This window comes from Paraburkholderia sediminicola (assembly GCF_046026895.1).
Classification (GTDB): Bacteria; Pseudomonadota; Gammaproteobacteria; order Burkholderiales; family Burkholderiaceae; genus Paraburkholderia; species Paraburkholderia sediminicola_C.
In genome coordinates, this window is record NZ_JAQQEU010000006.1 from 121,959 (window position 1) to 148,185 (window position 26,227).

The 26,227-nt window shown below is 65.0% G+C and carries 21 protein-coding genes; 8 read left to right on the top strand and 13 right to left on the bottom strand.

Annotated elements, in window-relative coordinates; all coding sequences use genetic code 11:
• Nucleotides 1-81: 81 nt before the first annotated feature.
• From PQR02_RS06650 to PQR02_RS06660, 3 genes are read left to right on the top strand one after another with little or no spacing between them, the layout of a single operon-like run.
• Nucleotides 82-1,275 carry an ABC transporter ATP-binding protein gene (locus PQR02_RS06650; RefSeq protein WP_408227252.1) on the top strand — a complete coding sequence of 398 codons (1,194 nt, stop codon included), beginning with the start codon at nucleotides 82-84 and terminating at the stop codon, nucleotides 1,273-1,275.
• On the top strand, nucleotides 1,272-2,201 hold the full coding sequence (locus PQR02_RS06655; RefSeq protein ID WP_408227254.1) for an ABC transporter permease subunit: 930 nt from the start codon (nucleotides 1,272-1,274) through the stop codon (nucleotides 2,199-2,201). The genes PQR02_RS06650 and PQR02_RS06655 overlap by 4 nt, the downstream gene beginning before the upstream one ends.
• On the top strand, nucleotides 2,201-3,019 hold the full coding sequence (locus tag PQR02_RS06660) for an ABC transporter permease subunit (RefSeq protein WP_408227257.1): 819 nt from the start codon (nucleotides 2,201-2,203) through the stop codon (nucleotides 3,017-3,019). The genes PQR02_RS06655 and PQR02_RS06660 overlap by 1 nt, the downstream gene beginning before the upstream one ends.
• 58 nt (nucleotides 3,020-3,077) lie before the next feature.
• On the opposite strand, the gene PQR02_RS06665 is transcribed toward PQR02_RS06660, so the two are convergent.
• The 5 genes from PQR02_RS06665 to PQR02_RS06685 form a co-directional block, all read right to left on the bottom strand.
• Entirely contained in the window at nucleotides 3,078-4,481 is a 1,404-nt protein-coding gene (locus tag PQR02_RS06665) for a methyl-accepting chemotaxis protein (RefSeq protein ID WP_408227260.1), read from the bottom strand.
• Between the two features lie 102 nt (nucleotides 4,482-4,583).
• Complete coding sequence (locus PQR02_RS06670) at nucleotides 4,584-5,369, bottom strand: hypothetical protein (RefSeq protein ID WP_408227263.1); 786 nt, start codon at nucleotides 5,367-5,369, stop codon at nucleotides 4,584-4,586.
• 95 nt (nucleotides 5,370-5,464) lie between these two features.
• Nucleotides 5,465-6,643: a tetratricopeptide repeat protein gene (locus PQR02_RS06675; protein WP_408227265.1), complete on the bottom strand. Its 1,179-nt coding sequence runs from the start codon at nucleotides 6,641-6,643 to the stop codon at nucleotides 5,465-5,467.
• 117 nt (nucleotides 6,644-6,760) lie between these two features.
• Nucleotides 6,761-7,441, bottom strand: coding sequence for a PspA/IM30 family protein (locus tag PQR02_RS06680; RefSeq protein ID WP_408227268.1), 681 nt, complete (start codon nucleotides 7,439-7,441; stop codon nucleotides 6,761-6,763).
• A 498-nt stretch (nucleotides 7,442-7,939) separates the two neighbouring features.
• A complete protein-coding gene (locus tag PQR02_RS06685; protein WP_408227470.1) occupies nucleotides 7,940-8,581 on the bottom strand; it encodes a hypothetical protein in 642 nt (213 codons plus the stop codon).
• A gap of 520 nt (nucleotides 8,582-9,101) precedes the next feature.
• Here PQR02_RS06685 and PQR02_RS06690 point away from each other — a divergent pair.
• The 3 genes from PQR02_RS06690 to PQR02_RS06700 all read left to right on the top strand — a co-directional run bounded on the left by PQR02_RS06690 (nucleotide 9,102) and on the right by PQR02_RS06700 (nucleotide 13,201).
• Nucleotides 9,102-11,603 (top strand): penicillin-binding protein 1A, encoded by a 2,502-nt coding sequence (locus PQR02_RS06690; RefSeq protein WP_408227271.1) that lies wholly within the window; start codon nucleotides 9,102-9,104, stop codon nucleotides 11,601-11,603.
• A 365-nt stretch (nucleotides 11,604-11,968) separates the two neighbouring features.
• Nucleotides 11,969-12,847, top strand: a complete 879-nt coding sequence (locus tag PQR02_RS06695) for a lipid A biosynthesis lauroyl acyltransferase (protein ID WP_408227274.1) — start codon at nucleotides 11,969-11,971, stop codon at nucleotides 12,845-12,847.
• Between the two features lie 135 nt (nucleotides 12,848-12,982).
• Nucleotides 12,983-13,201, top strand: a complete 219-nt coding sequence (locus PQR02_RS06700; RefSeq protein ID WP_408227277.1) for a hypothetical protein — start codon at nucleotides 12,983-12,985, stop codon at nucleotides 13,199-13,201.
• A gap of 128 nt (nucleotides 13,202-13,329) precedes the next feature.
• Here PQR02_RS06700 and PQR02_RS06705 read toward each other — a convergent pair whose 3' ends face one another.
• From PQR02_RS06705 to PQR02_RS06715, 3 genes are read right to left on the bottom strand one after another with little or no spacing between them, the layout of a single operon-like run.
• A complete protein-coding gene (locus tag PQR02_RS06705) occupies nucleotides 13,330-14,853 on the bottom strand; it encodes an efflux transporter outer membrane subunit (RefSeq protein WP_408227280.1) in 1,524 nt (507 codons plus the stop codon).
• Between the two features lie 2 nt (nucleotides 14,854-14,855).
• The gene (locus PQR02_RS06710) at nucleotides 14,856-17,984 is read right to left on the bottom strand and encodes an efflux RND transporter permease subunit (RefSeq protein WP_408227283.1); all 3,129 of its coding nucleotides are present in this window, start codon (nucleotides 17,982-17,984) and stop codon (nucleotides 14,856-14,858) included.
• Entirely contained in the window at nucleotides 17,981-19,114 is a 1,134-nt protein-coding gene (locus PQR02_RS06715; RefSeq protein WP_408227286.1) for an efflux RND transporter periplasmic adaptor subunit, read from the bottom strand. The genes PQR02_RS06710 and PQR02_RS06715 overlap by 4 nt, the downstream gene beginning before the upstream one ends.
• Nucleotides 19,115-19,334: 220 nt before the next feature.
• On the opposite strand from PQR02_RS06715, the gene PQR02_RS06720 reads away from it, so the two are divergent.
• Nucleotides 19,335-19,952 (top strand): TetR/AcrR family transcriptional regulator, encoded by a 618-nt coding sequence (locus PQR02_RS06720; RefSeq protein ID WP_408227289.1) that lies wholly within the window; start codon nucleotides 19,335-19,337, stop codon nucleotides 19,950-19,952.
• Between the two features lie 131 nt (nucleotides 19,953-20,083).
• Here the strand turns inward: PQR02_RS06720 and PQR02_RS06725 are convergent, their stop codons facing one another.
• Nucleotides 20,084-20,296 (bottom strand): hypothetical protein, encoded by a 213-nt coding sequence (locus tag PQR02_RS06725; RefSeq protein ID WP_408227292.1) that lies wholly within the window; start codon nucleotides 20,294-20,296, stop codon nucleotides 20,084-20,086.
• Between the two features lie 257 nt (nucleotides 20,297-20,553).
• Here PQR02_RS06725 and PQR02_RS06730 point away from each other — a divergent pair, with 257 nt between their 5' ends.
• On the top strand, nucleotides 20,554-21,603 hold the full coding sequence (locus PQR02_RS06730; RefSeq protein ID WP_408227295.1) for a LysR family transcriptional regulator: 1,050 nt from the start codon (nucleotides 20,554-20,556) through the stop codon (nucleotides 21,601-21,603).
• 270 nt (nucleotides 21,604-21,873) lie between these two features.
• Here PQR02_RS06730 and PQR02_RS06735 read toward each other — a convergent pair whose 3' ends face one another.
• The 4 genes from PQR02_RS06735 to PQR02_RS06750 all read right to left on the bottom strand — a co-directional run bounded on the left by PQR02_RS06735 (nucleotide 21,874) and on the right by PQR02_RS06750 (nucleotide 26,224).
• Nucleotides 21,874-22,104 (bottom strand): DUF2795 domain-containing protein, encoded by a 231-nt coding sequence (locus PQR02_RS06735; RefSeq protein WP_149670218.1) that lies wholly within the window; start codon nucleotides 22,102-22,104, stop codon nucleotides 21,874-21,876.
• A 246-nt stretch (nucleotides 22,105-22,350) separates the two neighbouring features.
• Entirely contained in the window at nucleotides 22,351-22,605 is a 255-nt protein-coding gene (locus PQR02_RS06740) for a hypothetical protein (RefSeq protein ID WP_408227299.1), read from the bottom strand.
• 396 nt (nucleotides 22,606-23,001) lie between these two features.
• Nucleotides 23,002-24,339, bottom strand: coding sequence for a C45 family autoproteolytic acyltransferase/hydrolase (locus PQR02_RS06745; protein WP_408227302.1), 1,338 nt, complete (start codon nucleotides 24,337-24,339; stop codon nucleotides 23,002-23,004).
• A 151-nt stretch (nucleotides 24,340-24,490) separates the two neighbouring features.
• Nucleotides 24,491-26,224, bottom strand: coding sequence for a ClcB-like voltage-gated chloride channel protein (locus tag PQR02_RS06750; protein ID WP_408227473.1), 1,734 nt, complete (start codon nucleotides 26,222-26,224; stop codon nucleotides 24,491-24,493).
• Nucleotides 26,225-26,227 lie beyond the last annotated feature (3 nt).

Sequence of the window (26,227 nt, forward strand, 5' to 3'; positions counted from 1 at the left end):
AGCAGAAGGGTAAGCATCATCATGAAGCCCTCGGTGTCCACCGGGGGCTTTGTTCGTCAAACGCCGGAGTGAAGCAGCATCATGATAAGTAGTGACCAGTCGGGCGCACTGGCCGGGACGGGCGCGCCGCCCGCGGGCCTGAACGCCGTTACGGGCGTCGGCACGGGCGTCGGCACGGGCGACGCAGCGGACCAGTTCATCCAGATCGTCGACGTCGTGAAGAAGTTCGGCGAGACCGTGGCGGTCAAAGGGGTCAACCTGTCGGTGAAGAAGGGCGAGCTGTTCGCGCTGCTCGGCAGTTCGGGCTGCGGCAAGTCGACCTTGCTGCGCATGATGGCGGGGCTCGAGACCGTGACCTCCGGCAAGATCCTGATCGACGGCGAAGACCTTGCGCAATTGCCGCCGTATCGCCGGCCGGTCAACATGATGTTCCAGTCGTATGCATTGTTTCCGCACATGACGGTGGAGGCGAACGTCGCCTTCGGTCTGAAGCAGGAACGCGTGCCGAAGGCCGAACTGAAGGAGCGCGTGCAGACGGCGCTCGAACTCGTGCAGATGGGCCGCTTCGCGAAGCGCAAGCCGCATCAGTTGTCGGGCGGCCAGCAGCAGCGCGTGGCGCTGGCGCGTTCGCTCGTCAAGCGGCCCAAGCTGCTGCTGCTCGACGAGCCGATGTCCGCGCTCGACAAGCAGATCCGCCAGCGCACGCAGATCGAGCTGGTCAACATTCTCGACAAGGTCGGCGTCACCTGCATGATGGTCACCCACGATCAGGAAGAGGCGATGACGATGGCGGACCGCCTCGCCGTGATGAGCGAAGGCGAGATCGTGCAGCTCGGCACGCCGCATGAAGTGTACGAGTATCCGAATAGCCGCTTTTCGGCGGAGTTCATCGGCTCGACCAATCTGTTCGAAGGCCATACGGTCGAGGACGAACCTGACTACGTGTTCATCGAAACGCCCGACCTGCCGTGCCGCCTCTACGTGAGCCACGGCATCACCGGGCCGCTCGGCATGCCGGTGACCATTTCGGTGCGGCCCGAGCGCATCGCGCTCACGCGCAAGCCGCCCGAGGGCGCGTACAACTGGGGCAAGGGCGTCGTCACGAATATCGCGTATATGGGCGGCTATTCGCTGTATCACGTGAAGCTCGACGGCGGCAAGACCGTGATCGCGAACGTGACGAGCCTCGCGCTCAACGAGATCGATCCGCCCACCTGGGGCGATGAAGTGTACGTGCGCTGGAGCGCGTCGGCCGGCGTGGTGCTGACGTCATGAAGCGCGTGCTCGATGCCTTCGTCAGATGGCCGGTGCGGCGCTTCAATCTGACCGGCCGCAGCGCGGTGGTGGCGGGGCCGTTCGTCTGGCTGCTGCTGTTTTTCCTCGTGCCGTTCCTGCTGGTCGTGAAGATCAGCTTCGCCGATTCGCAGCTCGGCATTCCGCCGTACACGCAACTGGTCAACTTCGCGGAAGGCGCGATTCACATCACGCTCGACCTGTCGCATTACGCGTTTCTGCTGACCGACACCCTCTATTTCGCGACCTATGTGAATTCGGTGGTGGTCGCCGCGATCTCGACCGTCCTGTGTCTGTTGATCGGTTATCCGATGGCGTATTACATCGCCCGGTCGAATCCGGCGAGCCGCAACGTGCTGATGATGGCGGTGATGCTGCCGTTCTGGACGTCGTTCCTGATTCGCGTGTACGCATGGATCGGCATCCTGAAGAACAACGGCTTGCTGAACAACTTCCTGATGTCGATCGGGATGATCCATTCGCCCATCGAGCTGTATCACACGAACACCGCGGTCTATATCGGCATGGTGTATTCGTACCTGCCGTTCCTCGTGATGCCGCTCTACGCGCATCTGGTGAAGATGGACCTGACCCTGCTCGAAGCCGCTTACGACCTCGGCGCGAAGCCGTGGAAAGCGTTCTGGCAGATCACGTTGCCGCTATCGAAGAACGGCATCATCGCCGGATGTCTGCTGGTGTTCATTCCGGCGGTGGGCGAGTACGTGATTCCCGAACTGCTGGGCGGCGCGAACACGCTGATGATCGGTCGCGTGATGTGGAATGAGTTCTTCGACAACGCCGACTGGCCGATGGCCTCCGCGGTGACGTGCGCGATGGTGTTGCTGCTGCTGGTGCCGATGGCCCTGTTCCAGCACGCGCAGGCGAAGGCGATGGAGGAAAGGCGCTGATGAAGCCGAACCGGATATTGCAGTTGATTGCGCTTGGGATCGGGTTTCTGTTTCTGTACATCCCGATCGTGAGCCTGGTGGTGTATTCGTTCAACGAGTCGCAGCTGGTCACCGTATGGACGCGCTTTTCGACGCGCTGGTATGCGGCGCTGCTGAACGACGACGAACTGATCGCGGCAGCCTGGCTGTCATTGCGGATCGGGTTGCTGACGGCGTTCGCGTCGGTGATCATCGGCACGTGGGCCGGTTTCGTGCTCGCCCGCCTAGGACGGTTTCGCGGCTTCACGCTGTATACCGGCATGATCAACGCACCACTGGTGATTCCCGAGGTGATTCAGGGCATCTCGTTGCTGCTGCTGTTCATCGAAATGGCGAAGTGGCTGGGGTGGCCGGCCGGGCGCGGCATTTTCACGATCTGGATCGGCCACGTGATGCTGTGCATTTCGTATGTCGCGATCATCGTGCAATCGCGCGTGAGGGAGCTGCACCCTTCGCTCGAAGAAGCCGCTCTGGACCTGGGTGCCACGCCACTGCGCGTGTTTTTCTTCATCACGCTGCCGCTGATTTCGCAGGCACTGGTGTCCGGGTGGCTGCTGTCGTTCACGTTGTCGATCGACGATCTGGTGCTCTCGGCATTCCTGTCCGGCCCCGGTTCGACGACGTTGCCGCTGGTGGTGTTCTCGCGCGTTCGGCTAGGGCTGAACCCGGAAATGAATGCGCTCGCGACGCTGTTCATCGCGGTCGTGACGGTTGGCGTCGTGGCGGCCAACTACTTTATGCAGCGCGCGGAGCGCAGGCGCGCGGTGATGGCGGTTTAAACTGGCATGCGTCGCGCGGACCGCACGGTTCAGTGCGCCGCGCGATGCCCGCCCGCGTTCAAACCTTGTAACCGATCCGCACGCCGCCCCAATGCCGTCCGCCGACGAACACCGGCGCCGACGCATCCTTCACCAGCACGAACTGGCCGCCGCCCATATCGCGGCGGTACGTCTGTAGTAGGAACTTCTTCGTATGCGACGCCGCCGCAATGCCGGTGCGATCGTCGAACATGCGCCGGTTGCGGCAGTTCGCCATGTTCCACACGGCGTCGTCGCGCGGCGGCAGCGAGAACTTCAGATTGTGAGTCGGCAGACAACCCCGCGCATCGACTGCGGCGCAGAACGCGACGCGCGGATCGAGCTCGAGCAGAGGCTCCTGGATCGCGGGCAGCACGCGGTCGGTGAACGCGGTGAAGCGGGTCAGGAACTGCGGCGGATTGGTGCCCGTCACCGGCACGTAGTGCTGATCGAACAGGTCTTCGAGTGATACGTCGCCGCGCGCCACCGCCGCGTCGAACAGTTTGCTGACTGCTGCTGCGGCCTGCTGCACCGCTTCGATGAAGCGCGTGTCGCCGGTTTCGACGCCGGTCGCCGCGGTCAGCTCGATCAGCGTCTCGGACACGCCGAGCAGATTGCCCAAGCGGTCTTTCGCCTGCACGAAGTTTTTGCCCGAGTCCTCGACGCCGCTCGCCATTTCCAGAACCTGCGCTTCGAGGCCGTCGCACTGCGTTTCGATTTCGCCGGTCAGCGCCGCGATCTGACCGGCCTCGTTGTTCAGATGCGCGATCGCGTCGCCCGTTGCATGAACGACGTCGCCGATCTTGCGCGTGCCTTCGCGTACGCGATGCGCCCGCGCGGTGTTCACCGAGCCTTCGTTGATCAGCTGTTCGGTCTGCTGCGTGAGCTGGGCGAGCGTCGTCTCGATCTGCCCGGTGGCCTGCGCGGTTTTCGCCGACAGGTTCTTCACCTCGGCGGCCACCACCGCGAAGCTCCTGCCGGAGTCGCCGGCGCGGGCGGCCTCGATCGCGGCGTTCAGCGCGAGCAGATGAGTCTGGCGGGCGATCAGCGAGATTTCCTCGGACACCCGGCTCACATGCGCCAACGCGCTGCGCAGCGCGCCGATCTGGCTTTCGATCACCGTCACGCCTTCGACCAGTCCGTGAATGTCGGCCAGCGATGCTTCGAGCGTTTGCTGCGACTGCTGCACGCCGGTCGCGGCGTCGGCCGATACGCTGCTCATTTCGCGCGCGGCGGCGGCAATCCGGTGATTGCCCGCGAGCGTTTGCGCGGCGGACTCGCGCAGCGCCCGGCAGACTTGCGCCTGACGCTGCACACGGGCGGCGACTTCCTCGACGTGGCCCGATACGTCGCAGATTTCGATACCCAGTTTGCCGGCTTGCGCCGCGATATCGCCGACGACCGTGTGCGCACGGGCCGCTCGGCGAAAACTGAAACGCGTCATGGTCGTCTCCTTGATGGCTCGGGTGGTGCAGAGGTGCGGGCGTGCGGGTGACCCGCGACCGGCGCCGTCACCCGGCTTGGATGCGGCGAGTTATCCGCGCATTTACGGCACGCATTCAGCCGACTTGATACGGGGTATCCCGCAGTCGCTATCATGTGCGCTAATACCGAACCGCAGTTCGCAGCCCTTTCTTTTTCTTACCGGCAATCCATGATCGACTCTTTCGCACGCGTTTCGGGCTGGGATCAGCTCTATTACCTGTGGGAGCTGATCGTGCTGCTCTGCAAGTTTCTGTGGGGGCTGCTGCGGTTGTTGGGCGGCGGGTGAGGGTGATAGGTGGGCGCACGGGTCCGGCGAGGGCAGACGAGAAGGCGGATGCAATTCGCGCGCCGACGTTGCGCACTGCGTTGTTGATGATCGGTAGGTCGCCAGATTCATCGTTTCGATGCACTGCGGCTGACCTCCGGCGGCCGCAGTTTCGCGAGCCTGGGTTTGCGCGAACTGGCGCACGAGGCCGTTGAATCGGTGAGCCGGTGCTTGCGGCCGATGCTGCTGCACGAAGGGGTGCGAGCGAACCTTCATGAGGTGTCTGCGCAAATGCCCGGACGATGTGGGGCAGATGAACTTGTGCCCCACGCTGGGCCGTGAAATCGCAGTGAAGTCTGCACGCAGATCGCGCTGCGACTGTTTCATCTGTCGACCGAATACATCGACGCGCAATTCGCGCGCCGCGCCGCGCTGGTCGATTACGCGGAACGCTTCTTCGTCCGGCTGTCTGCGGGGTTGGCGCTGGATGCGCAGCACGAGGTCGCAGAAGATGGCGGCAGGGGCGCGGGCTGATTGAAGTCTCGCGAGCGGCCATCTCGTGAAGCGGGTCAGAGTCAGCAAAAAAACAGGCTCCGTGAGGAGCCCGTTCTTCAATAGCCGCGTAGCTGATGGTCGTCGACTGCCGCATCCTTCATGCGGCGTTACATCGCGGATGCTCAGGTATCGGTCCAGCCGCCGGAATCGTCACTGCTGCCCATGTCGACGCCGCCGCCGTTATCGCTCCAGTCGTTCGAGCCCTGGCCGAAGTCGAGGCCACCGCCATTGCCCCCATCGTTGCCGCGGCGACGCGCTTCGTCGTCGACGATCACGTCACGCTCCACTACGCGCTCACGTCCGGAGTTCAACGCTTCGCCGAGCAGTACGCCCGTGAGCAAGCCGCCCATGCCGCCGCCGAAACCGCCGCCGCCTTGCTGCACGATCACCGGTGGCTGCTGCTGATACGGACCTTGCTGCGGATAGGGCGCTTGCGGTGGGTTGCCGAAACGCTCGGCTTCCTGCGCGTAGGTGGACTGCTGGCTGGCGGCAGCCGGATCGGGCCGCCCTTCGGCGCGCGCGCGCAGGCTGCCGATGCGCTGCTCGAGTTCGTCGAGCTGATAGGGCGGCAGCGGATTCTTGCCGTTCGACAAGGTCTCGACGACGCCGCGCAGCTGGTCTTCGGTGGCTTCGACTTCCTTCTCCAGCGCCTCATGCCCTGGCGCGGTGGAGAGCTTCACGTCGAGCTTAAGCGAACGCACGGCATTGAGCATGTCGGTCGCGCGCTTCAGTTGCACGCGACGATCGTCGTCGGCGCGCGTGTCGTCTTGCGTGCGGGCACGGCGCAGCGTCCAGCGCAGCACCAAGGCAATCACGCCGATCAGAACAATGATACCGATCCACATACCCACCCCCGGACCATGCCGTTGTTGCGCTTGCGAGATCATCGCCGACTGTTGCTGCACAGCAGGCGCAGTCTGCTGTACGAACGGATTCGCGGCGCGGCCCGTGCTGTTGCGACCCGCGTCGCCCGCGCGCTCCGCATCCTTGCGGATGCGTGCTTCAGTTTGCGCGAAACGGCTCGGATCGGTAAAACGGATTTGCGGGTCGAGCGTCCTGGCCTGCTGCAGCTGGGCGAGCGCGTCGCCATAGCGGCCTTCGCGGTCGAGCACCTGGCTGTACAGATAGTGCGCGTGGGCATTGTTCGGGTGCGCCTGCAGCACCTCGCTCAGACCGGTGTCGGCCTGCTGCCAGTTGCCCTGCGACATGGCGGATTCGATCTGCTGAGCCGTCGGCACGGCGAACGCCGCGGCCGACACCAGCAGCAACGAAGCGAACGCAGTTGCGAGAAGTTTTTTCATTGACGGACCGGGCGCGTGACGCCCGTCTCCTTGAGTCGTTTGCAGTGGCCGCACATTGGTGCGGCCGGCATGCCGGACTTCCGCACGCGGCCGCCCCGGCATGCGCTGCCGCCGCAATTACTGGGCCGGCGCGTTGATCTGCTTCTTCAACGCTTCCAGGCGTTCTTCTACAGACGGGCCGCGGTTCAGATCCGCGAGCTTGTCGTCGAGCGCCTTGCCGCTTTTCACGTCGGCGGAATTCAGACGCGCATCCGAACGCGCATTCGACAACGCCACCTTGTCTTCGAGCTTCTGAAAATCTTCGGAAAGATTCTGGCCGCCGATGCCGCCCAACGCGGTGGCCGCGACGTCTTTGGCCTGAGCAATCTGCTGCTTGGCTTGAAGAATGTTCGAGCGCGCGCTCAGGTCGTTGCGGCGGCTGCGCATGTCTTCGATCTGGCTCTTGAGCTGCGCGACCGAGGGTTCGAGCGTGGTCAGTTCCTTCGTGAGCGCATCGCGTTCGGCTTCGGCGGTGGCTTGCGCGCTGAGCGCTTCGCGGGCGAGCGCTTCGTCGCCGGATTGCAGCGCGCGCTTGGCGCCGTCTTCGTACTTCTTCGCCTTGTCGGCGGCAACATCGCGCTTGCTTTGCTGCGTGGCCACTTGCGCCTGAATCTCGATCAGCGAGTTCTCGGCTTTACCGATGCTTTCGTCGAGTTCGCGCACGATCTGGCGCGAGTCGCGCGACGGATCTTGCACGGAGTCGGCCGCGTCGTTCAGGAGACCTTTGAGCGTGCGCGAAATGCTGTCAAAAAGCGACATGAAAACCTCCAGAGAATGATGTTGGCGCTGAATAATCCCGCGCGCTGAACTGCTTTCAACCGTTTACTTTACGCCGCTGTGCGGGAAGCTGCGCAACGTTCGAACCGGAGTTCGGGGCACGCTTCCTAATTGCAATAGCGAGCATGCAAATTGTTGTCTTGAAGTCAGTGACGTTGATTTCAAACGATTACGCGACGGGTCATAGAGTAGCTGGCGGATATTACACCACGGCCCCTCTTAAAAACGGCTTAAAGGGTGCGATTGCGCAGTGGCCCGCGGCGGTGTGGCACGGAGCGGCGAAATGAAGAAAACACGGGAAGTGCTTCTCTTTGCGCACTGCGAATAACGTGTGTGCCAACAGCTTTTAGCCGTTGAACAGGTCGCCGTACAAACAGCTTTAGCTTGCAATGTCGAAAGCTCATTTATTTAAATCAATTTTAATGTAACGACATGCAACCGATTGATTCGCATGGTGGGCAAAGCGCCTGCCCTGTTGCATCACGCGAAGCGGCCGCCCTCGGTACTCGGGTCGCTGCGGGGATTGTCGTCCTCGCGAGGCGTGTCGACGCGCGGGCGCTTCAGAACGCTGCGTAATTGCGCCTCGATATCGGGCTGCTGCGGTGTCAAATCTTCACCGCCCCCCGCGCGCGCCGCTGCGACGCGCGCGACCGCCTCGGCGGTCGCGGCCGCTTCCAGATCGACTTCGGCGGCGAGCGCGGCCGCCAAACCGGCGGGCAGAAGAGGACCAGGCGTTGCCGCGGGCGTGAGCGGCAGCGCATTGGCAACGGATACCGCAGCGGAACCGCCGCGGGCGGCCGGCCCCGCTGCGGACGCGTCGGCCGCAGGCTCGCCAGCGATGTCTGCGCGCGCCTGCAACGCCGCCGGCAGGGTGGCACGCGCGTGCCGCGTGCCGCGCGCGACGCGCTGCAACGCGGCGTTGAGCGCGTCCGGTGCGCGCGGCGCGCGCAGCCGGTCGACGATGCTCGCCGCTTTCACCTGCTCACTGGTCGCGCCGAAGCTCAGCACGGCGCGCCGCATCAGCTCGCTCACGCTAATGCCCAGATTCTCGGCAGTGGCGGTGATCGCGCGTTTCTGCGCGGTCGTCACGAATACGACGATGCGCTCGCTGGGCTTGTTCATGATCGGCTCGCAGTCTTGTTGGCATTGGCGGGTCAAGGCGCGTATCTGCATACGCGAGCATACGCGGCGCGCGCGCATCGGCGGTGTCCGCATCGGTGTCGTCACGCGCGCCGAGACCATCATATGACGAGTTGCAGCGATGCGGAACGGTCGCAGCGTGAAAATCCCGTGACATCAACGAGTTGTGGCGTGTGCAGGCCGCTTGTCCACAGGCCTTTGCACATTTTCTGTTGATAACTGGAGCCCATTCGGGGAGTACGCCGGGGATTGCACGGAACGACCGGCCCCAAGCGGCGCGAAGGGAATTCTTACAAAAAAACTGCCTTGGGGCCGGCTTGATTTCTTTTAAAATACGCCGTTACGTTGCGCCGGACTTGGTCCGAGGCGTGCCGTGCGGCCGGCCGGGGGCAAGCGGCAGCGCGGTGTTTTACACCTCAGGCTGCGATGCTCGATCACGACCCATGCGCGCGCCACGAGCGCGGGCAGAAAGGCGTTCAGTCATGCGCCCACTTTTCCTGTCATGCCAATCATCAAACGACCGCATTCCTCCCATTCTCCGGCCGGTGAAGACCGGGACTCCTACCACCGCACTCCAGGACGCAATGCCGCTTCGCGCGACGCCGAGGCGGGCCGCCGCTCGTTCGGCGCGACGCTCGTCATCTGGTTCGCCGGGCTGCTCGCGACGATCGCGGTGGTGGGCGCGCTGATCGTCGGCTATGCGCTCGTGGTGATGGGGCCACAACTGCCGTCGCTCGACGCGCTGACCGACTATCGTCCGAAAGTGCCGCTGCGGGTCTACACCGCGGACCACGTGCTGATCGGCGAATTCGGCGAGGAGCGGCGCAGCCTCGTGCGCTTCCAGGATATTCCCGACCAGATGAAGAAAGCGGTGCTCGCGATCGAGGACTACCGCTTCTACGAACACGGCGGCGTCGACTTCGTGGGCATTCTGCGCGCCGGCTTTGCCGACCTCGCGCACGGCGGCGCGTCGCAGGGTGCGAGCACGATCACCATGCAGGTGGCGCGCAACTTCTTCCTGTCGAGCGAAAAGACTTATACGCGCAAGATCTACGAGATGCTGCTCGCGTACAAGATCGAGCGCGCGCTGACCAAGGACCAGATTCTCGAGCTGTACATGAACCAGATCTATCTGGGCGAGCGCGCCTACGGCTTCGCCGCGGCTGCGCGCGTGTACTTCGGCAAGGATCTGAAAGACATCACGCTGGCCGAAGCTGCCATGCTGGCCGGCCTACCGAAAGCGCCTTCGGCGTATAACCCGGTGGTCAACCCGAAACGCGCGAAGATCCGCCAGGAATACATTCTGAAGCGCATGCTCGAGCTGAAGTACATCAGCCAGGAGCAATACGAAGAGGCGGTCAAGGAAGAGATTCACACCAAGAATCCCGGCAACGAATACAGCGTGCACGCGGAGTACATCGCCGAAATGGTCCGGCAGATGATGTACGCGCAATACAAGGACGAAACCTATACGCGCGGTCTGAGCGTCACCACCACGATCGACTCGGCCGACCAGGACGCCGCGTATCGCGCGGTGCGCAAGGGCGTGATGGATTACGAGCGGCGCCACGGCTTTCGCGGGCCGGAAGGCTTCGTGCAACTGCCCGAGCCGGGCGACGACCGCGATCAGACCATCGATGACGCGCTCACCGACCACCCCGACAACGGCGAGATCATCGCCGCCGTGGTGACGGACGCGAGTCCGAAGCAGGTGAAGGCGCAACTGGTGGACGGCACCCAGGTGACGATCAGCGGCGACGGCCTGCGTTTCGTCGCGGGCGCGCTGAGCGCGCGCGCCACGGCCGCCACGAAGATCAAGCCGGGCTCGATCGTGCGCCTCGTCGCCGACGACAAGGGCAACTGGCAGATCACGCAATTGCCGCAAGTGGAAGGCGCGCTCGTGTCGCTCACGCCGCAGGACGGCGCGATCCGCGCGCTGGTCGGCGGCTTCGACTTCAACAAGAACAAGTTCAATCACGTCACGCAGGCATGGCGCCAGCCGGGCTCGAGCTTCAAGCCGTTCATCTATTCGGCGGCGCTCGACAAGGGCCTTGGACCGGCGACGATCATCAACGACGCGCCGCTGTACTTCCCGTCGAGCACGCCGGGCGGCGACGCGTGGGAGCCGAAGGACGACGATCAGCCGGACGGTCCGATGCCGATGCGCGTCGCGTTGCAGAAGTCGAAGAACCTGGTGTCGATCCGCATTCTGTCGTTCATCGGCACCAAATACGCGCAAGACTTCGTCACGCAGCGCTTCGGTTTCGACGCCGACAAGACCCCGCCGTATCTGCCGATGGCGCTCGGTGCGGGGCTCGTCACGCCGTTGCAGTCGGCGGGCGCGTACTCGGTGTTCGCCAACGGCGGCTACCGGATCAACCCGTATCTGATCAGCGAAGTGACGGACGCGCACGGCCAGCCGCTTTCCAAAGCGCAGCCGCTCACGGCCGGACGCGACGCGCCGCGCACGCTGGAGCCGCGTAACGCGTACATCATGAACAGCCTGCTGCATTCGGTCGCGACGGCCGGCACGGGCGCAGGCACCAACGTGCTGCATCGCTCGGACCTGCAAGGCAAGACGGGTACGACCAACGATGCGAAGGACGGCTGGTTCGCCGGTTATCAGCAGTCGCTGGTGGCGGTCGCGTGGATGGGTTACGACCAGCCGAAGAGCCTCGGCAGCCGCGAATTCGGCGCGCAGCTCGCGTTGCCGATCTGGGTCGAGTACATGCAGCGCGCGCTGCGCGGCGTGCCGCAGGCCGAACCGCAGCAGCCCGACACCGTGACCACGGTGGACGGCGAACTGTTCTTTACCGACATGACGCCGGGCAACGGCTTCGTCGCCAGCATCGGCCTGGATTCGACGAATCCTCTGGCCGGCACGAGCGATGCGGTTGGCGGCGTGGGGCCGGCGGGCATGACGCCGCCGGCGGTGCCGCCGCCGAGCGTGTCGTCGAACGAACGCAAGCAAATTATGGATTTGTTCGAATCGAACAAGCCTTGATGAGTGTGCGGGGTGTGCGGGGCCATGCGACCGCACACCCCGCGCGAGATTTTGAAAGGCTACGGAAAAACGAGGCCCGGCAACGCTTTACGGGCGCTCGGGCCTGCAGCTTCTGTGTCCGCGATCGCCAGTGTGTTTTAATCACGCCTGCGGTGCTTTTGCCCTTGGGTCCAATCCGGGCGCCCGATCCTCAAACGGTTTCGGCCGCCAGCACCTCGGCGTTTCGCCGCGAGCGAAACGCAGCACTTCCGAACGCGCAGCGCGAGACCCGGTTTGACGCGCGCGCATGCCACTTCGATCGTTGGCAACCCCGAGGTTGCGGCGGCCGGTGTGTTCGTCATCCAGCATCCACCGGGTTCCCCCTTGTGAAAAGTCGTATTCTCATCTGTCTGACGACGGCTCTGCTGCGCGCGTTCGCGTTGTTGCCCTACGGGGTGCTCGCGCGCATCGGCAACGGCATCGGCGCGTTGCTGTACCGCATTCCGAGCACGCGCCGGCGCGTGGTGCATACCAATCTGAAACTGTGCTTTCCCGACATGAGCGACGACGCGCGCGAACGCCTGGCGCGCGCGCACTTTTGTCATGTGATCCGCAGCTATGTCGAGCGCGGGCCGCAATGGTTCGGCAATGCGCAGGCGCTCGCGCGCCTCGTCGAAGTGGAGAGTGCGATCGATCTCGCCGCCGTCCCGTCGCAGCCGACCATTTTCGTCGGCTTTCATTTCGTCGGCATCGAGGCGGGCTGCATGATGTATTCGACACGCCACCCGGTTGCATCGCTCTATACGCCGATGTCGAACCTGCTGTTCGACGCGATGGCCAAGCGCCAGCGCGGCCGCTTCGGCACCGAGATGATTCCGCGCAGCGACAGCGTGCGGCGCGCGTTGCGCGTGCTGCGCGAGGGCAAGCCGGTGATGCTTGCCGCCGACATGGATTTCGGTCTGCGCGATTCGGTATTCGTACCGTTCTTCGGCGTGCCGGCGTGCACGCTGACGTCGGTATCGCGGATGGCGCGCGCCGGCAATGCGCGGGTAGTGCCGTTCGTGACCGAGGTGCTGCCGGACTATCGCGGCTACAAGCTGACCATTTTCGACGCACTAAGCGATTTTCCGTCCGACGATGTATCGGTCGACGCGCGTCGGATCACCGAGTTTCTCGAGACGCAGGTGCGACGGATTCCTGATCAATATTATTGGGTGCATAAGCGGTTCAAGAATCGGCCGGCGGGCGAGGCGGGGGTTTATTGAGGGTGCGGGCGTGGCGATGGATTCAGGGCCGGCAGCATTGGGCGTCGGCAAACGCATCGGCACCGGAATTCATAGCGTGCTCAGACACTTGGTTGGGATCTCCAGGCGTTATCAACAGGTCTATGAACAGAATCTGTGGATAAGCGGCAGCGCGGTTATGACGCCGCGCTGTGGCTTCAGCGCTCACATGCCGCTGCATCCACCGGCACCGCGCTCGACAAACCGATTCGCTTCAAGCACTTAAGCGCGCAACCCCAGGGTTATCAACAGATCTCTCCACACAAACTGGGGATAACGTTGAGCGATCGCAACGGCCTTGATCGACGCCAGCGATGCTCGCCCGACGCACGCTGATGCATTCCGTGCCGCTCCGATAAATCCCAGCGCGTTCAACGTGTTAGCCCGCTTGTCAGATAGTTTTCAACAGGCTCGTCAACATAAACTGGGGATAAGTCGATGAGCGTCCGTACGGATTGCCAGGTTTAGTTCGACGTACCCGCATTCGCCGCCGCCGTTGATGACGCCGCAGCGGTGCTCGCCGCCGCGTCGACCGGCGGATTGCCCATCGCCTGAAACAGCGCCGCCGTGTCCGTCAAACGCGCGCTGGTGTAGCGGATCTCGTCGAGCTGCGCGTTGCGAAACTGCTGCTCGCTCGAACGCGTCGAAGCGACCGGCAGCGCGCCCAGCCGGTAGCGTCCCGAAGTCTCTTCGAAAACGCCCTGTGCCGAGCGCGCGGCGAGGTTCGCCGCATCCAATGCCTGCGCATCGTGTTCGAGCGCGGCGAGCGTGTCGGCGACGTTCTGGAACGCGGCCAGCACGGTCTGCTTGTACTGCGAGATCGTCGCGTCGTAGGTGTCCTGCGCGGCGCGGCGTTGCGCGAGCAGTGCGCCGCCATGAAACAGCGGCTGCGACAACGAGGCGCCGATGCTCCAGATCGCGCCGGCGCCGGACAGTGCCACTGGCCAGCTAAAACCGCCTTGTCCCATCGACGCGCTCAGCGACAGGCTCGGGAACATCTGCGCGGTCGCGACGCCGACATCGGCGGCCGCGGCCTTCACGGCGGCGTCGGCGGCCTGAATGTCGGGCCGCGAACGCATCAGCTCCGACGGCACCACGACCGGCACCTGTTCGGGCACGTGCAGCCGCGCGAGTTCGAGATCGTCCGGCGCGGCGTCCGGCGTACGGCCGAGCAGCACCGCCAGCGCGTGGCGCGTGGTCAGCCATTGCTGCTTGAGACCCGGCAGGCTCGCGGACAGACTCGCCGCGCTCTGCTGCGCGCTCAACTGATCGGCATGCGAGAGCGCGCCGAGCGCATAGCGGCGCTGCGTGTCGCGCGCCTGGTCGTTGGCGATGGTCACGAGCCGCTCGGTGGTCTCGATCTGCGCATGCAGCGCGGCACTCGTGATCGCCGCTGTCACGATGTTGGCCGCGAGCGCCCGACGCGCCGCATCGAACTGATACGCCTGCACGTTCACGCGCGCGGCGAGCCCCGCGTTGGCGAGGCGCGCGGCGCCGAACAGGTCGAACGTGTAGTGCGCCTGCAATTGACCGACGAAGACGTTGTACAGAAACGTGTTGGGGCCGATCTCGGGAATCGCGAGCGCGCGATTGCGGGTCGCCTGGCCGCCCGCGTCGATGGTCGGCAGCAGCGAACTGCCGATCTGCGCGCGCAACTGCTCGCGCGCGGCGGCGAGGGACTTGTCGGTGGCGGCGAGCGTCGGACTGTTGTGCAGGCCTTCGTCGACCAGCGCGTTCAAGGTGTCCGACCGATACAGCTTCCACCATTCGGGCACCGGCTTCGCGCCGACCACGAACTGCTGCGTGACGCCTTGCGCGGGCGCGGTTTGCGTCGGCTGCGCTTCGGCGCCGTAGTGCGCCGGCTGCGGCATCGCGGGCGGCTCGCCAGTGGGCCCGAACGAGCAGCCGGCGAGCGCGAAGGCGAGCGCGCAGGCAAGACCGAGCCGCGGGCAGCGGGAGACTGCGCGCGAGACTGCGAAAGTAGCCATGTTCAATTCCCCGTATGCGTCGCACCGGACGCGGACGGTGTCTGCGCTTCGCGTTCGTCGCCACGCACCTTGAACGACGCGGCGTACAACGCGGGCAGATAGAACAGCGTGAGGATCGTCGCGCTCGTGATGCCGCCCATCAGCGCGGTCGCCATCGGGCCGAAGAAATTCGAGCGCAGCAACGGAATCAGCGCGAGCACGGCGGCCGCGGCGGTCAGCGTGATCGGCCGGAAACGCCGCACGGTCGCGCCGACGATCGCGTCGAAACGCTTGTGTCCCGACGCGATGTCCTGCTCGATCTGATCGACCAGAATCACCGAGTTGCGCATGATGATGCCGAACATCGCGATCACGCCGAGCATCGCGACGAAGCCGAACGGCTTGCCGAACAGCAGCAGCGTGATGACCACGCCGATCAGCCCGAGCGGCGCGGTCAGCACCACCATCAGCACGCGCGGGAAGCTTTGTAGCTGGATCATCAGCAAGGTCAGCACGGCGATCACCATGATCGGGATCTGCGCGTTGATCGACGTCTGGCCCTTGCCGCTTTCCTCGACCGAGCCGCCCACTTCGATCCGGTAGCCGACCGGCAGCGTCGCGCGAATCTGGGCGAGCGCGCGGTCCACCGCATGCGTGACGTCGATGCCTTGCGCACCGCCCGTGACGTCGGACTGCACGGTGATGGTCGGCTGACGGTCGCGCTCCCAGATCACGCCGTATTCGAGATCGTTGCGCAGATGGCCGAGCGTGCCGAGCGGCACGGCGCCGTTCGGCGTGGGTATCGCCAGCGCGACGAGTTGCGACGGGTCGACGCGCTCCGCACGCGGCGCGCGCAGGTCGACGCTGATCAGCTTGTCGCGTTCGCGATACTGCGTGACGGTGTAGCCGGAGAGCGTCATCGCGAGGAAGCTCGAGATGTCTTCCGAGCTGACGCCGAGTTCGCGCGCGCGTTTCTGATCGACTTCGAAACGCACCGAGCGTTCGGCGGGTTCGTCCCAGTCGAACTGGACATTGCTGGTGCGGCGGTCGGCGCGCATCGTCGCGGCGACGCGCTCGGCGATCGAGCGCACGGTCGCGATGTCGTCGCCGCTCACGCGGAACTGCACCGGATAGCCGACCGGCGGCCCGTTTTCGAGGCGCGACAGGCGCGTGCGGATCGCCGGAAAGTGATTGCGCAATTCCGGTTCGAGCCATTGCGCGAGCTTCTCGCGATCCTTCACCGACTTCGCGGTGATCACGAACTGCGCGAAGATGGGTTGCGGCAATTGCTGGTCGAGCGGCAGATAGAAGCGCGGCGCGCCGGTGCCGACGAAACTCACCGTATGGTCGATTTCCGCGCGGCCCACCAGCGCCTTTTCGAGCCGCTGCGCCTGACGCAGCGTGGCTTCGAACGACGCGCCCTCGGGCAGGCGCACATCCACCAGCAACTCCGGACGATCCGAGCTCGGGAAGAACTGCTGCGGCACCAGCGTGAAGCCCGCCAACGCCAGCACGAACAGCACGACGGTGATCGCCAGCACGACGAAGCGCCGCTCGACGCACCAGCCGATCCAGCCACGCAGACGCTGGTAGAAGCGCGTGTCGTAGATGTCGTGCTCGTGGTCCTCGGCCTCGTGCGCCTGACGCTTGCGCTCGGGCAGCAGGTGATAGCCGAGCAGTGGAATCAGCACCACGGCCGCGAGCCACGACGCGATCAGCGCGATCGCCGACACTTCAAAAATCGAGCGCGTGTATTCGCCGGTGCTGGATTTGGCGAGCGCGATCGGCAGGAAACCGGCGACGGTCACGAGGGTGCCGGTCAGCATCGGAAACGCGGTACTGGTGTACGCGAAGGCCGCCGCGCGCGTGCGATTCCAGCCTTGCTCCAGCTTCACCGACATCATCTCGACCGCGATGATCGCGTCGTCGACCAGCAGCCCCAGTGCCAGCACGAGGGTGCCGAGCGACACCTTGTGCAGACCGATGTCGAACACGTACATGCACAGCGCGGTGACGGCGAGCACCACCGGGATCGAGATCACGACCACCATGCCGGTGCGCACGCCGAGCGACACGAGGCTCACCACCAGCACGATCGCGACGGCTTCGGCGACGGCTTCGAGGAAGTCGTCGACCGAGCGCGCGACCGCTTTCGGCATGCTCGACACCTCGACCAGTTGCAAGCCGGCGGGCAACGCCTGGCGCAGCCGCGCCGTCTGCTCGTCGAGCGCCTTGCCGAGGCGGATCACGTCGCCGCCCGTCTGCATCGTCACGCCGATGCCGAGGACCGCCTTGCCGCCGAAACGCATCTGCGTGACGACCGGGTCGTCATAGCCGCGTTTGATCGTCGCGATATCGCCGAGACGGAAGGTGCGGTTATTGATGCGGATCAGCGTGTCGGCGAGCGCGGCGACATCCTTGAACTGGCCGGTGGGGCGCACGAACACGCGGTCGTCGGCGGTGGTCAGCGTGCCCGCGGGCGACACGCTGTTCTGCGCATTGATCGCCTGGCCGAGTTGCTGCGGCGAGATGCCCAGACGCGTGAGCTGCGTGTTGGCGATCTCGATGTAGATGTGCTGATCGGGGTCGCCGAAGTAATCGACCTTGCCGACGCCCGGCACGCGCAGCAGCACCGTGCGCAACTGGTCCGCGTAATCGTGCAGTTGCGCGGCGGAAAAGCCGTCGCCTTCGAGCGTGTAGATGTTGGTGTAGACGTCGCCGAATTCGTCGTTGAAGAAGGGGCCCTGAATGCCCGGCGGCAAGGTCGCCGCGATATCGCCGACTTTCTTGCGCACCTGATACCAGGTCTCGGGCACGTCGCTGACCGGCGCGGAGTCCTTCATCGTGAAGAACATCAGCGACTCGCCGGGGCGCGAGTAGCTGCGGATGAAATCGATGGCCGGCGTCTCCTGCAGCTTGCGGCCGATGCGGTCGGTCACCTGCTCCTGCACCTGCCGCGCGCTCGCGCCGGGCCAGAAGGTGCGGATCACCATCACGCGGAACGTGAACGGCGGGTCTTCGGATTGCGCGAGCCGCGTATAGGCGAGGATGCCGAACGCGGTCGACAGCGCGATCAGGAACACGACCAGCGCCTGATGACGCAGCGCCCAGGCGGACAGGTTGAAGCGTCCTTCTTCGTGCGCCGTGCTCATGAAACGAAGTCCTCGGGATGCAGCGGCGCAATCACGTTGACTTTCTCGCCGGCACTCACGGTATGCACGCCTTGCAATACCACGCGTTCGCCGTCCTTGAGTCCGTCGCTGATCACGATGGTGCGCTCGTTGTAGCGCGTGACCGTGACTGGGCGCAGTTCCAATGCGTTGTCGGCGGCACGCACGACCCACACGGCGGGTTGCCTCCCTGCGTGGAACAGCGCGGTGACGGGCAGCGTGAACGAGCCGTTTGCCTGCGACGGCGCGAGCGGCGTGACCGGCGTGACATCGGTGGTCATGCCCAGACGCACGTCAGGGCCGGGGTCGTTGAGCGTGAGCCGGGCGCGCCAGGTGCGGCTTTGCGCGTCGGCGGCGGGCGACAGTTCGCGCACGCGCGCGGTGAACTTGCGTCCCGGCAGCGCGGCGAGCGTGACGCTCGCGCTTTGTCCGACCGCGAACCCGGCGAGCGCGCTTTCCGGCACGTCGCATAACACGTCGATGTCGCCGCTCCACGCGAGGTTGTACACGGCCTGGCCCGCGGACACGTTCTGCCCGGTGTCGGCCTGTTCCGCCGTGATGACGCCCGCGTGAGCGGCGACGAGCGTGGTGTACTGCAACTGGTTCTTCGCGAGCGCCGCCTGTTGCGCGGCCTGATCGCGCTGGGCGAGCGCGGACGCGTAGGCATTGGTGGTCTGTTCGAGCTGCGCCGGCGCGATCAGGTTTTCTTTCGCCTGCGCCTGGTCGCGCTCGAGCTGCTGCTTCGCGAACACGAGGCCGTGCTGCGCCGCCTCGAGTTGCGCCTGCGCGCTGGCCGCATTCTTTTGCGCATCCGCCGGATCGAGCTGGGCGACGATCTGACCGCTCTTCACGACGTCGCCGAGGCGCACCCGCCGCTCGATGATCTTGCCGCCGATGCGAAACGACAGCGGCGTCGCATAACGCGACTGCACTTCGCCGGGCAGCGAAGCGGCTTGCATCGCATGGCCGTCCGCATGCAAGGCGACGGCGACGACCGGGCGCGGCGCGGGCGCGGCCGCTTCTTTCTTCGAGCAGGCGGCCAGCGCGACGACGCCCGCCAGCGCCACGGCGCAAGCTGCGCGGCGCATTTGCCGATGGGACTGCTGGCGCATCGTCGACGATGCGGGAGGACCGGGACGCTTCACAAATACCCCAACTGGAGACAGCGAACGAACACGACAAGCCGCAGCGGCCCGCCAGCGAAGACCCGCAGACCGGTTCATGCAATCGGCATACGCGTCTGACTTCGAATGATGACCTGCATTCTAATACACACCTGTATTTGAATATAGCTATGAATTTGAATTCCTTTTCGGTGCTAGACTTGCGCCCATGAAACGGCAACGACTGACCCGCGAACAAAGCAAAGACCAGACGCGCGAGCGTCTGCTCGACGCTGCGCAAGCCATTTTTATGAAGAAGGGATTCGTCGCGGCGAGTGTCGAGGACATCGCCGGGGCGGCAGGCTATACGCGCGGCGCGTTCTATTCGAACTTCCGCAGCAAGAGCGAACTGTTTCTCGAGCTGTTGCGGCGCGATCACGAAACGATGCAGGCGGGGTTGCAGGCAATCTTCGAGAACGCCGCCTCGCGCGAAGAGATGGAAGCGCGCGTGCTGCGTTACTACAGCAGCCTGCATCGCGAGAACAAATGTTTTCTGTTGTGGGTCGAGGCGAAGCTGCTCGCGGTGCGCGACGGCCGCTTCCGGCTGCGCTTTAACGCGTTCATGCACGAGAAGCTCGAACAGTTGAGCGCTTATATCCGCGAGTTCTCGGCGCGCGTCGGCACGCCGATGCTGATGGAGCCCGAGCGGCTCGCCATCGGTTTGATGGGCTTGTGCGACGGCGTGCAGTTCTTCTACACGGTGGACCCGCAGAACGTGCCGACGGAGATGGCTGAAGCGGTGCTGGCGGGATTTTTCTCGCGCGTGGTGTTCGGGCGCGACGAGTGATCCGCGCGGCTTGCGCGCGATGACGGCGGTGAGGCGGTTGACTCAGGCCGAACCGCTACCCGGCCGGCGCGGTTCGGATACGACGCGAGCGGCGGGGCGATTCGACATGCAGGTGCGGCAGAGCCGGTGAATCAGTCGTTCGGCAACGGCGCGCAGATGTCGGCGGACGGCGCCGCGCAGGCCAGCGAATACTCGCCGCTGTAGCGCAAGACTTCCTTGCCGGCATGCAGGACGACCTGGATGTCCGGGCAGCGCTCGTACGCAATGAAAGCCGAGCAGGCCGCGGCGGACCAGCAGACCAGCGAAAACGCGATTTTTTCCAGAAGCTGAAAACGAGGTGTCATGGCGGTAATTTCCTTTCGGCCGCTATGTTATCAGCTTATAAGGGTTTATACCTACTCCGAATTCAGCGCGCGCATCGCAAAAGTGTGCTGAGTGCGCGTCGCTAATCTGACTGGAATGTCATGTTCAGGTCAGGGTTGGGACATGATCGGGTCGATACAATCGGATCGTTGGGCAAACCCGTGCGCGCCTTGCCGCGCGGGTCTTGAAAGGCGGCGAGGGTTGCGCCGGCCCGGCTTTACCGAGGCAGGAGTCGTCCATGAATCAACTGCAGTCGATGCGCGTGTTCGTCAAGGTGGCGGACCTCGGCAGTTTCGTCGGCGCGGCGGGCGCGCTGGATCTTTCCACGGCGGTGGTCACGCGGCATGTGGCCGATCTGGAAGCGCGTCTGGGCACACGGCTGCTCAACCGGACGACGCGCCGTCTGTCGCTGACCGAATCCGGCAGGACCTATCTGGAGCGCGTGCGGCACATTCTCGACGACCTCGAAGGGGTCGAGCAGATGGTGGTGGCGCGCAATCACGAACCGGTCGGCACGTTGCGCATCGTCGCACCGGTGGTGTTCGGGCTGCATAGTCTCGCGCCGGTGGTGCAATCGTACGCGGCGCGCTATCCGGACGTCGTGCCGGATGTCACGCTGGCGGATCGTCACGCCGATCTGGTCGAGGAAGGCTTCGACGTCGGCATCCTGGTCGCGCGGCACATGCGCAGTGCGAGCATCGTCACGCGACGCCTGACCACCGCCTGCATGACGGTGTGCGCGACACCCGCCTATCTGGCGCAGCACGGCACGCCGGTGCACCCCGAAGATCTGTTGCAGCATCCTTGTCTGAGCCGGCCGCCCGAACAGGGCGGCGAGGAACGGGTGTTCACCGGACCGGGCGGCGGCGAAGTGCGGGTGCGGCCGGTCAACGCGATCGCCGCGAACAATACGGAGATGCTGCGGCAGTTCGCGCTGCTGGGCATGGGCGTGGGGATTCTGCCGAGCTATCTGATCGGCAGGGACCTGGCGTCCGGGCGGCTCGTGCCCCTGCTCGGCGACTACCGTTTGCCGCCGATCGAAATCACGATTGCGTATCCGAGCCGTCTTCATCTGCCCGCGAAGGTGCGCACTTTTATCGATCACCTCGTCGAGCACTTCCAACCGGCTGGCGCGCTGGTGCGCGCTGCGCGGATCGGGGCGCCGGGGCACCCCGCGGTCGCTTCGTTAGTGCATATGGACGCCGTGGCCGTGCCGGAATTGACGCGCCGCTTGCCCGAGAAGGCCCATGCGGGCAGAACGCGGGTGGTGGAGTCGTCGCCGGTTTGAGGGCGATTGCGGCGGGTGGCAGCCGGCGTGCCGTCAAAAAACAACGCACGACGGAGTGCGGATTGTGCAGGCAGAATGGCCGCGCGCGAGGCCCGGTCTGTGCGCCAAGAGCCCCCGCACAGCAACTGTCTGCCCGGCCTGGCAGCGCGGGGGCCGTGTGGTTGTAAACAGCTATCGGATGCAACAGCCGCCGGCAGACACGAGCGTTCGTCCCCAGACTCTACCGATGCCCATGACTGCGGCTGCGGCGACGAAATCAGTCCCGCGTGCCTATGCTCCCAAGCCCGGCCCGTAATTGCCGCTGATCAGCCGCGTGACCGACTCGATATCGACGTAATCCTGTTCCGGCATGCCGTCGAGCATCGACAGCACTTCATTGCTCGCGCCGGCTTCGCGCGCGGCGTCGACCAGCGCGTCTTTGTTGGTCGGGAACTGGACTTCGCTGAGGAGGTCGGCGATCTGCAGATCGATCGATTCGCCGGGAATAGCCGAGGCAGTCATGCAATTGCTCCAGTTGGTGCGCGATTGAAATCAGTTGTTGGCGCTGCGAGGGCATGCGCACGCAACGGCTCAGAGCGACCATGACATTGCCGGGCAACGCCAGCGCAACTCAAAAACCGCTCGACCCGCCGCGGACCCGCCGCGGCTTTGGCACCCGAAGCACCCGCGCCTGCCCACGCTGATCGACGCTACTCAATTCCGGGCAAGAACCGCTGACACCCAGTCGCGCGACGATACCGGTCGCCGTCAGGTCTGCAAATGTTCGTTCTGCCCCATGAAGCTGCGCTCGAGATGGCGCGACTTCGGCAGCGCAATGTGCTGCCATTGCTGCGGACGGTTATCGTCCGTGGCGGCGACATCTGGCGCCGGCGGCGCGACGGGTGCGGAGTTAGCGCGTTCGGCGAGGATACTGGCATTCGTGCCGTCCGGCGCGGTGTGAACCGGCGCGGCGAAGCACGAGGCGGACAGCGTCACCATGGTCAACAGTGTCGAGGTTTTCATCGCCCGACCTCCTAAGCTCATGCGGCGCTGACAATTGAGCAAACGCTGTGCCGTCCCCGCGTCGAAAGGAAGGCGCAAGCTTCACGCGCTATTGCGATGTGCGGGCCGCTTGCAATTACCATCTTAGATGGCAAATCCTGCAAAGCGCGCACATTTGCGACAAAACGGTATTGTAGATTTTAGATCTTGCGACGATTGCGCCAAGGCGGCGTAGCGCCTGTGCGGGCGGCCGTTGCGGCCATGTCGGCGGATGCGGCGCAGTGCAATGCTGAGCGGCAGGCGAGGAGATGGCAGGCAGCGGGCGGGCAGCAACAGAGCCGCGCTGGCAGCAACCGGCCCGTGAGCAGCAGACCGGCACACGGGCGGCAAACGGCCCACTAACAGCAAGCAGCCGCGCTAATGCAGCACGTCGAAACGCGTCCACGGCCACGAAGGCCGGTCGCGCATATAGCCGTTGAGCCAGTTCCACTGCGGATGACGCTTCATGAACGCCTGGGCGTCGAACGGCCGGCCGCACGGATGACCCCAGCGCGCGGTGAACGCCATCTCCCGCGCCATTTCGCTGTCGACCACCTTGCCGTCGTTGGCCCCCCACGGATTGAACGGCCCGTGATCGGTGCCGCCGAAGCGCGCGTCGTCCAGTTCCAGATGGCCGCAGATGGTCCGCGAGCACGGGTTGTCGTTGCGATCGAGATAGACGTCGTGATGATCGGCGATCATCTGCTTGGCGAGTTCCACGTCGATCTTGCCGTGATGCATTTCCTCGAGCTGCATGAAGCGCAGGCGCCGCGCGCCGTTCTTGCGCACGTCCGTATAGTCCTCGCCTTCGCCGATGCATTCCTGGTTGCGGATCTTCAAATCGGTCGCGGTGTTATAGCCGCTGTAAAAGCCGTCCCTGGTGGTCTCGAAGCCCGAATAGTGCAGCCCCAGCTCATAGCGGGCGATCTCGCCGGTCTTCGCATCGCCGAGCAGCCAGCTGTTCGCATAGCCGCCGTTATTGGCGAGCGCGAACATCTCGCACCATTCGCCGATGCTGTCCGCATACTGCGACGCGCGCCGCGAACGGTAGAACTCCGGCGCGCCCGCCGGGTTATAGCCGGCGAAGTTGGAGATCGTGGTTTCGGTAACCATCAGCCCCGCGGCGGTCACCCAGAAGTCGGTGAGGCTGGAGATGCAGCCCGGCAGGCCCTGCATCAGGATGCGGTTGCCGCGATCCGGCACGATGTCGAACACCACGTTGAACGCGTCGCCCGCGGCGTAGCGGTCCCACGAGTTGTGCGCCATCACGATGCGGCCGTCGCGCGTGGCGTTGCCGGTCGCGATGAACGCGCTGCAATGATGCCCGCGCCGGCCGCGCCACGGCTTCACGCCCAGCTGCGGCTGCTGCTTTGCCGCGTGGCTCGGCCACCAGCTCTGCAGCAGATCCATGTAGCCGTTCCATGCCAGCACTTCGGCGAACGGCAGCTTCGCGCCGTCGGCGATGCCCTGGATTTCGTCGGCGAATTCGGTGTCGAGCCGGTTGGCGAACTGGGCGACCGCGGCGTCGACGAAGGTGTCGAACTCCTCGCCCGTGTCCCACTTCGCGAGGTAGCGGGCGGTGCGGATCGCGTTCTGGATTTCGCTGGCGAGCAGCTGCCCGTGCTGTTCGCCGCGATCGTAGGGCTCGCCTTCGATGTGCAGGAAAATCCAGCCTGCCTGGTCGCGGCGCACGGCATCGAGGGACGGTTCGCTCATGTTCGCTCCGATCGAACGGCGGGCGTCTCGGTGCGCCCGTCCTGGCGTAACACGCGCTGCCGGCGCCTTGTGCTTGCGCTGCAGCGGTCTACCCATTGTAGAAAATTTGCGGCGCTTTGCACGGCGCCGCCGGGTTTGCGGGCGCGGCCGCCTAGTGAGTCGGATTCATGCGGAAATACGCATCGAGCAGCGAGGTCTTGTAGACCACGCCCGCCAGCTTCGGATGCGCGGCGCTTTCCACTACCGGCAGACGCTCCCCCTGGAACGCGAGGAAGTGCTGCAACGCGACGCCGAGCGACATATCCGGCGTGAGCACGTCGAAGTGCGCCTGCAAATAATCCGCCGCCGTTTTCGCCGCCGTGTCGCGCTTGTCGAGCAGATCGGATGTGATGTCCTTGAGCGCGACCACGCCGAGAAACGCGCCGGACTGGTTGGCGACGTACAGATACTTCACCGGATATTCGAGAAACACGCGCGTCATCTCCTGCACGCTCGCGTTGGGCAGCACGACGGTTTCGGCGGGACGGATCAGCTCGCGCATCTGCGTGGCGCGCAGGCGCGTGCGCTCCTGTTCCTCGCGATTGCGCCGCAGCGTGATTTCGTACATCGAGGTCTTGGCGATCGCGCGCGAGATGAAATACGCGACCACGCACGACAGCATCAGCGGCAGCACGACCTGGTAGCTGAGCGTCATCTCGAAGATCATCAGGATCGCCATCAGCGGCGCCTGGGTTGCGCCGGCGAGAAACGCGCCCATGCCGACCATCGCATACGCGTAGGGCGCCGAGGTCGCATGCGGCCACAGCGCATGCATGCCCTGGCCGAACAGCGAGCCGACCGCCGCGCCGACGAACAGGGTCGGCGTGAAAACCCCGCCGACCGCGCCGGAACCGGCGGTGGCCGCGGTCGCCGCGAGCTTGAACACCAGCACGAGGACGAGCGCGGTCCACGTCCACGGCGAATGCAGGATCGAGTTGACGACGCTATAGCCGTTGCCCCACACCTCGGGGGTCCAGATGGAGATGATGCCGACCACGAAGCCGCCGAGTGCGAGCCGCACGGGCAGCGGCACCGGCAGCTTGCGAAAGGCCGCCTTCGACGCGTCGAGCAGCCGCAGAAACTGCGGCGCCGCCGCGCCGCACAGCGCGCCGAGCGCGACGAACAGCAGCACCTCGACGCCGGTCACCGCCGGAAACACCGGCATCTCATACGGCGGCTTGTAGCCGGCGAATTCGCGCATCGTGATGTTGGCGACCACCGCCGACACCACCACCGGCCCGAAGCTCTCCATCGCGATCGAGCCGAGCACGATCTCGGTGACGAAGAACGCGCCTGCGATCGGCGCGCTGTACGCGGACGTGATCCCGGCCGCCGCGCCGCAGGCGACCAGCAGACGCAGCCGCGACGGATCGAAATGCACCCAGCGGCCGATTAGCGACGCCCCCAGCGCGGCCAGTTGCACCATCGGTCCTTCGCGGCCGATCGAGCCGCCGCTCGCAATCGTGAACAGCGACGACACGCTGCGCCACAGACTCAGCCGCACCGGCACCACGCCGTCGCCGATCGCGACCGCTTCCATGTAGTCGACGTGATTGGCTTTGTCGGCGTGGCGCTGCGCGATCAGCAGGAAGAAGCCGGCGATCAGGCCGCCGGCCGCGGGCAGCCAGATGCGCACGGTCCACGGCAAGCTGCGCGCCATCTCGACGAAGCTGCCGGAGCGGCCGGTCACCGCCAGTTGCAGCAGCGCGATCGCCTCGCGAAAGGCGATGGTCGCAAACGCGCCGGCGATGCCGACCACCACCGACCAGACCAGCATCGTGTGGGCTTCGGAGAGGCGGAACAGATGTTGGGCGCGGGTGCGCAGCTTCAGCAGGAATGAAAGCACGTC